At 63.5% G+C, this 6,426-nt stretch carries 7 protein-coding genes, 1 tRNA gene and 1 riboswitch; of the genes, 4 read left to right on the top strand and 4 right to left on the bottom strand.

The window, feature by feature from the left end:
* Nucleotides 1-72: 72 nt before the first annotated feature.
* The 3 genes from thiC to LI953_RS13410 all read right to left on the bottom strand — a co-directional run bounded on the left by thiC (nt 73) and on the right by LI953_RS13410 (nt 2,949).
* On the bottom strand, nt 73-1,911 hold the full coding sequence (gene thiC / locus LI953_RS13420) for a phosphomethylpyrimidine synthase ThiC (RefSeq protein WP_227076601.1): 1,839 nt from the start codon (nt 1,909-1,911) through the stop codon (nt 73-75).
* A gap of 42 nt (nt 1,912-1,953) precedes the next feature.
* Nucleotides 1,954-2,074: riboswitch (TPP riboswitch) on the bottom strand.
* 321 nt (nt 2,075-2,395) lie between these two features.
* Nucleotides 2,396-2,710: a peptide deformylase gene (locus LI953_RS13415; protein ID WP_227076600.1), complete on the bottom strand. Its 315-nt coding sequence runs from the start codon at nt 2,708-2,710 to the stop codon at nt 2,396-2,398.
* Between the two features lie 149 nt (nt 2,711-2,859).
* Nucleotides 2,860-2,949: transfer RNA gene (locus tag LI953_RS13410), tRNA-Ser, on the bottom strand.
* Between the two features lie 185 nt (nt 2,950-3,134).
* On the opposite strand from LI953_RS13410, the gene rplU reads away from it, so the two are divergent.
* The 4 genes from rplU to proB all read left to right on the top strand — a co-directional run bounded on the left by rplU (nt 3,135) and on the right by proB (nt 5,909).
* Nucleotides 3,135-3,449 (top strand): 50S ribosomal protein L21, encoded by a 315-nt coding sequence (rplU, locus tag LI953_RS13405; RefSeq protein WP_227076599.1) that lies wholly within the window; start codon nt 3,135-3,137, stop codon nt 3,447-3,449.
* Between the two features lie 13 nt (nt 3,450-3,462).
* Entirely contained in the window at nt 3,463-3,732 is a 270-nt protein-coding gene (gene rpmA, locus LI953_RS13400) for a 50S ribosomal protein L27 (RefSeq protein ID WP_227076598.1), read from the top strand.
* Between the two features lie 63 nt (nt 3,733-3,795).
* Complete coding sequence (gene obgE, locus LI953_RS13395; protein ID WP_227076597.1) at nt 3,796-4,797, top strand: GTPase ObgE; 1,002 nt, start codon at nt 3,796-3,798, stop codon at nt 4,795-4,797.
* A complete protein-coding gene (proB, locus tag LI953_RS13390; protein WP_227076596.1) occupies nt 4,794-5,909 on the top strand; it encodes a glutamate 5-kinase in 1,116 nt (371 codons plus the stop codon). Before obgE ends, proB begins: the two co-directional genes overlap by 4 nt.
* On the opposite strand, the gene LI953_RS13385 is transcribed toward proB, so the two are convergent.
* On the bottom strand, nt 5,906-6,421 hold the full coding sequence (locus LI953_RS13385; RefSeq protein ID WP_227076595.1) for a YqhA family protein: 516 nt from the start codon (nt 6,419-6,421) through the stop codon (nt 5,906-5,908). The genes proB and LI953_RS13385 overlap by 4 nt on opposite strands.
* Between the last annotated feature and the right edge of the window lie 5 nt (nt 6,422-6,426).

Here is a 6,426-nt window from a genome sequence, read left to right as displayed (position 1 = left end):
GTCCATCCCATGGCGAGAACCACCATCCTGGGATGGTTTTGGCTCTGATTTCGCCGCGAGCGTCAGGAGTGATCATTCATTGACCTGGACCATGTCCTGATCCGCCACTGGCACATAGAGGTGGTTGCCGGCATCCTTAAAGGCCGCGCTCTGTGCGTCCAGCCCGGCTTGGCGTTCCGCCTCTTCCCGAATGTCGTGACTGATCCTCATCGAACAGAATTTCGGTCCGCACATGGAGCAGAAATGCGCGGTCTTGTGCGCCTCCTTTGGCAGGGTCTGGTCGTGGAAATCCCGCGCGGTGTCGGGATCGAGCGAGAGGTTGAACTGATCTTCCCAGCGGAACTCGAACCGTGCGCGGGAGATGGCGTCATCACGCAACCGCGCCGCCGGATGGCCTTTAGCAAGGTCCGCCGCGTGCGCCGCCAGTTTATAGGTGATGACGCCGGTTTTCACGTCCTCACGGTTGGGCAGGCCGAGATGCTCTTTCGGCGTGACGTAGCAGAGCATGGCGGTGCCGAACCAGCCGATCATCGCAGCACCTATGGCCGATGTGATATGGTCATAGCCCGGCGCGATGTCCGTGGTAAGCGGCCCGAGCGTGTAGAACGGCGCCTCGCCGCAAGTCGCAAGCTGTTTGTCCATGTTGGCCTTGATCTTGTGCATCGGCACATGCCCCGGCCCTTCGACCATCACCTGGCAACCCTTGTCCCAGGCCACGCGCGTCAGCTTGCCGAGCGTTTCCAGCTCCGCGAACTGCGCCGCGTCGTTGGCATCGGCGTTCGAGCCGGGACGTAGCCCGTCACCGAGAGAGAACGAGACATCGTATTTGCGCATGATGTCGCAGATGTCGCCGAAATGCTCATAGAGGAAACTCTCGCGGTGATGGCTGAGACACCATTGCGCCACGATCGAGCCGCCGCGGCTGACGATGCCGGTGACGCGCCTGGCCGTCAGAGGGATGTAGGCGAGCCGCACACCCGCATGAATGGTGAAGTAATCCACGCCTTGTTCCGCCTGCTCGATCAGTGTGTCTTTGAATACCTCCCAATCGAGCTTGGTGGCGTCGCCGCCAACCTTTTCCAGCGCCTGATAGATGGGCACGGTACCGATCGGCACGGGCGAATTGCGGAGGATCCAGCCACGAATGTTATGAATGTTACGGCCTGTGGAAAGGTCCATCACCGTATCGGCACCCCAGCGGATGGCCCAGACCAGCTTCTCGACCTCCTCTGCCGCTGAGGAGGTGACAGCGGAATTGCCGATATTGGCGTTGACCTTCACCAGGAAGTTCCGGCCGATGATCATCGGCTCAATCTCGGGATGGTTGATGTTGGCGGGGATGATCGCCCGCCCGGCGGCGATTTCCGCGCGTACGAATTCAGGCGTGACGAATGCGGGGATCGCGGCGCCGAAATCCTCGCCGTCCGCGCGCAACACCGCCGCTTGCTCGTGCGCTGCCGCCCGTCCGAGATTTTCCCGGTGGGCGGCATAGACCATTTCCTCGGTAACGATACCGGCGCGGGCATATTCATATTGGGTGACGAGCTGACTCTCCTGTCCCGCCAGCACGCGATGCGGCGCTGGACAAGGCGGAACGGCCAGATCGGCTGCGACGAACCCGTTATCTTCGGGTTTCACGTCCCGGCCCGGTTTACCGCTGACATTCCTGGCGGCAATCCAATGTGAACGGAGCTTCGGCAAGCCCTGGTCGAGATCGATAGGCGCTGCCCAGTCCGTGTAGGGGCCAGACGTGTCGTAGAGCCTGAAAGGCGGTTCGCCGGAGGTTTCATGCAGCGCCACCTCGCGGAAGGGTACCAACATGTCGTCATGCCCCGGGGGAGATGAATAGATTTTGCGGGAACCAATGATCGGGCCGATCGTTATCCGCGCGGGTTTGCTTGTGACGGTCATCTGCGCCCCTCCAAAAATAGGGAGAGAGCGGGGAAATATGGCTCCTGCTGAAATCCCCGTCCCTCCGCCGGTATGACCCGGATCAGGTTCAAAGGGTTTATCGCGGCGGGAATTCTCCCTAGCGACGTCTCAGCTCCTTCACGGAACACCCCTCGGTGGCTCCAAGAGACGGCATCACGTTGAAGCTGTCAAGATGAACAACGCTGCTGGTCGTAGCATCAAATGCCGCATACCTGTGACCTACGTAACCGTGCAGAACAACTTACGGTTTGCTTTGTGTTCACTTGCCGTGCGTTTTTACCGCAGAACTCCATCTGACCCCGCCATAAAATGGGTGACCCACGTCTTCCCATTGTTTCGGCAAGTGGCTGCTTTCGAAATATGCCCTCAGCCCCACGAACGACCACAAAGGGCGCGTTGCAGCTTTGCGGCGAGGGGGCGATTGTGCCAATCGCCCCCCTACCGGTGTGCCATCACATGCGTCTCAACGCTTCTGTTGTTTTTCCCATTTCTTCACCAGCCGGTCGCGTTTGAGGCGTGAGAGGCGCTGAAGCCAAAACACCCCATCGAGCTGGTCGATCTCATGTTGCAGGCAAACGGCCAACAGCCCGTCGGCTTCTTCCGTGGTGAAGGTGCCGTCGACATCTTGGTAACTCACCCGCACGTGGGCGGGGCGTTCAACGGTCTCAATGGCGCCCGGCCCGACTTTCAGCCACAGCCCACCACCATCGCCATAGGTGCCGGGGGTGTTGGTATTCCTAACCACCGCCGGGGAGAGTTTCTCAATCGCTCTGGCCATCTTCCGCCCAACTTCCACCCACAATCCAGCCCACAAATCAGGACGAGATGTACGCGCAGGGGAGCGCACGGTCAAGCAAGTTGGCCATGGTTAATTGCTGGTTTTTCAAGGGGTTTTGCGGTGGCGCTGCACTTAAGTGCAGGGGTTTCTGGCGGAGAGGGTGGGATTCGAACCCACGGTACGCTTGCACGCACAACAGTTTTCGAGACTGCCCCAATCGGCCACTCTGGCACCTCTCCTTGGGTCGTGTGGCGGCGCTTATAGGCGGGGGATGCGCGCTCGGCAACAGCCTGGCTGGTTTTCTGCGCCCGCCTTGCCACGAATCCGCATTGACACCAGCCCCAGCCCGGCTATAACGCGCCACTCCCGCGGCTGGGTTTCCTTGCCGCGAACTTCGTTTTGTCGATACAGGATTTTTTGAACCATGTTCGCAGTCATCCGCACCGGCGGCAAACAATACCGTGTCACGCCCGACGCGGTGCTGAAGGTTGAGAAGCTGGAGGCGGAAGCCGGCAGCACGGTCACCTTTACCGACGTTCTGGCCGTCGGCGGCGAGGGCTCGCTGAAGCTCGGCGCCCCCGTGGTGGCCGGCGCCTCGGTCACCGCCACCGTCATCGCCCAGGATCGCCTGGACAAAGTCATCATCTTCAAGAAGCGCCGCCGGCAGAACAGCCGCCGCAAGAACGGCCACCGCCAGCACGTGACCGTCCTGCGCGTGTCCTCGATCAACGCGGCCTAAGGAGCACTGAAACATGGCACACAAGAAAGCAGGCGGTTCGTCCCGTAACGGCCGCGATACCGCGGGCCGGCGCCTTGGCGTCAAAAAGGCGGGCGGCCAGGCCGTCATCGCCGGCAACATCATCATCCGCCAGCGCGGCACCAAGGTGAAGCCGGGCGCCAATGTGGGCGTCGGCCGTGACCACACCCTCTTCGCCCTCACCGACGGCACCGTGCTGTTCGAGCGCAAGGCCGATGACCGGGTGCATGTGTCGGTCGCCCCGGTCAAGCTGGCCGCTGAGTAATCTAAACGGATATCTCCGCAGCAAGGCCGGCCTCAAGCCGGCCTTTTTTGTTGGAGCCCAATCATGAAATTCCTCGATCAAGCGAAAATCTTCCTCAAATCCGGCGATGGCGGCGACGGCGTCACCGCTTTCCGGCGCGAGAAATACATTGAGTTCGGCGGGCCGGACGGCGGCGATGGCGGCCGCGGCGGCGATATCGTGTTCGAATCCGTCGAGAACCTGAACACGCTGATCGACTTTCGCTACACTCAGCATTTCAAGGCCAAGAAGGGCGGCAACGGCGCGGGGTCTGACCGCACGGGCGCGGGCGCGCCGCCGCTGGTCATCAAGGTGCCGGTCGGCACCCAAATCTTCGACGACGAGCGCGAGACCATGCTCGCCGATCTCGACAAGCCGGGCATGCGCATCGCCCTGCTCAAGGGCGGCGATGGCGGTTTCGGCAATGCCCGTTACAAGACCAGCACCAACCGCGCCCCGCGCCGCGCCGACAAAGGCTGGCCGGGCGAGGAGCGCTGGGTCTGGCTGCGGCTGAAGCTGATCGCCGATGCTGGGCTGGTCGGCCTGCCGAATGCCGGCAAATCCACCTTCCTCAAGACCGTCTCGGGCGCCAAGCCCAAGATCGCCGACTACCCCTTCACCACCCTGCACCCGCAGCTCGGCGTTGTGCGGCTGTCGATGTCCGAGGAATTCGTGCTCGCCGACATCCCCGGCCTGATCGAGGGGGCGCATGAGGGCACCGGGCTCGGCGACCGCTTCCTCGGCCATGTCGAGCGCTGCGCGGTGCTGCTGCACCTGATCGACGGCGCCGCCGGCAGCGTGGTCGATGCCTGGCGCACCATCCGCCACGAGCTGGAAGCCTATGGCGGCGGCCTCGCGGACAAGCCCGAGATCGTGGTGCTGAACAAGATGGACGCGATGACCCCGCGCGAGTTCTCCGCCCGCCGCGCGGCCCTGGCGAAAGCCTCGGGCGCGGTGGTGATGGGGATTTCCGCGATCAGCGGCCAGGGCGTGCCAGAGGTGCTGCGCGCCCTGCAAAACGTCATTACCGAGGCCCGCAAGGCATGATCCCGTCGCTGGCCACCGCCAAGCGCATCGTCATCAAGATCGGCAGCGCGCTGATCGTCGACCCCGCCACCGCCGCCCCGCGTATGGACTGGCTGCGCGGCGTGGTCGATGACATCGCCGCCCTGGCCGGGCGCGGGGCTGAAATCATCGTTGTCTCCTCGGGCGCCATCGCGCTGGCGCGCCGCCAGCTCGGGCTCAACGGCGCCAAGCTGCGGCTCGATGAAAAACAGGCCGCCGCCGCGGTGGGCCAGATCCGCCTTGCCCAGGCCTGGGCCGAAACGCTCTCCGAAAAATCGCTCACCGCCGCGCAGCTGCTGATCACGCTGGACGACACCGAGGACCGGCGCCGCTATCTCAACGCCCGCGCCACCCTCTCCACCCTGCTCTCGCTCGGCTGCGTCCCGGTCATCAACGAGAACGACTCCGTGGCCACGGCGGAAATCCGCTATGGTGACAATGACCGCTTGGCCGCCCGCGTGGCCGAGATGGTGCAGGCCGACGTGCTTTTGCTGCTCTCCGATATCGATGGCCTCTACACCGCCGACCCGCGCAAGACCCCGGATGCCTCGCATATCCCCGTGGTGCCCGTGCTGACGCCGGAAATCGACGCCATGGGCGGCGAGCCGCCGCCGGGCTATTCCTCGGGCGGCATGCGCACCAAGCTGGTGGCGGCGCATATCGCCACCCAGGCGGGCTGCGCGATGGCCATCGCCCTTGGCGGCCGCCCCAACCCCATCGCCGCCATCTCCAAGGGCGGCAAATGCACCTGGTTCCTGCCCGCGCCCGAGGGCCGCTCGGCCCGCAAGACCTGGATCGCCGGGCATCTGGCCCCCCAGGGCACGCTCACCATCGACGCCGGGGCCGCTAAGGCGCTGGCAAACGGCTCCTCCCTGCTACCCGCTGGCATCAAGGCGGTGAGCGGCACGTTCGGGCGTGGCGATCCGGTGGATGTGCTGAACCAGGCGGGGCTGCGCATTGCGCGCGGCCTCGTCACCTATACCAGCGACGAAGCGGCCGTCATCGCCGGCCATCGCTCCGAGGATTTCGAGGCGCTGCTCGGCTTCCGTGGCCGCGATGAGATGATCCACCGCGACGATCTGGTGCTGTTTTAATCCTGGTGCAGCTTGGCGTGGGCTGAGTCGGTGATGTAATCGGTCACCGCGAAGAGCAGCGCCATCACGCTAAACAGCCCGACGATGATGATCTGCCATAGCAGATCGCGGTCGCTCTGCTGGTCCACTTCCAGAAAGCTGCGCAGCAGATCCACCGCGCCGATCACCGTGATCGCGCCCAGCAATTTCAGCTTCAGCCCGGCGAAATCGATCTTGCCCAGCCATTCCGGCCGGGCATCATCGCCAAACTCTCCCCGGCGCACGAAATTCTCGTATCCCGCCAGGATGACCAGCATCACCAAATTCGCGGTGAGCGACAAATCGATCAGCTTGAGGGTGAGGATGACGAGGCTGGCCTCGGAGATGTTCTGCAGCAGTGGCAAGGCGTGCCACAGATCCATCAGGAAATACCATACCAGAATGCCCAGCAGGCCGAGCATGGCAAGGTAAACGGGTAGGATCAGCCAGCGGCCGCCATAGAGGATCGCTTCAATCGCGCGGGTCGGGGTCATGCCCC

This window comes from Acidocella sp. KAb 2-4 (assembly GCF_020567705.1).
Taxonomy (GTDB): Bacteria; Pseudomonadota; Alphaproteobacteria; order Acetobacterales; family Acetobacteraceae; genus Acidocella.
This window is presented reverse-complemented; position numbering and strand designations above follow the sequence as displayed.

Excerpts from the sequence above, each read along its gene's own strand:
- thiC (WP_227076601.1), bottom strand. The coding sequence starts at position 1,911 with ATGACCGTCACAAGCAAACCCGCGCGGATAACGATCGGCCCGATCATT.
- LI953_RS13415 (WP_227076600.1), bottom strand. The coding sequence starts at position 2,710 with ATGGCCAGAGCGATTGAGAAACTCTCCCCGGCGGTGGTTAGGAATACC.
- rpmA (WP_227076598.1), top strand. The coding sequence starts at position 3,463 with ATGGCACACAAGAAAGCAGGCGGTTCGTCCCGTAACGGCCGCGATACC.
- obgE (WP_227076597.1), top strand. The coding sequence starts at position 3,796 with ATGAAATTCCTCGATCAAGCGAAAATCTTCCTCAAATCCGGCGATGGC.
- proB (WP_227076596.1), top strand. The coding sequence starts at position 4,794 with ATGATCCCGTCGCTGGCCACCGCCAAGCGCATCGTCATCAAGATCGGC.
- LI953_RS13385 (WP_227076595.1), bottom strand. The coding sequence starts at position 6,421 with ATGACCCCGACCCGCGCGATTGAAGCGATCCTCTATGGCGGCCGCTGG.
- rplU (WP_227076599.1), top strand. The coding sequence starts at position 3,135 with ATGTTCGCAGTCATCCGCACCGGCGGCAAACAATACCGTGTCACGCCC.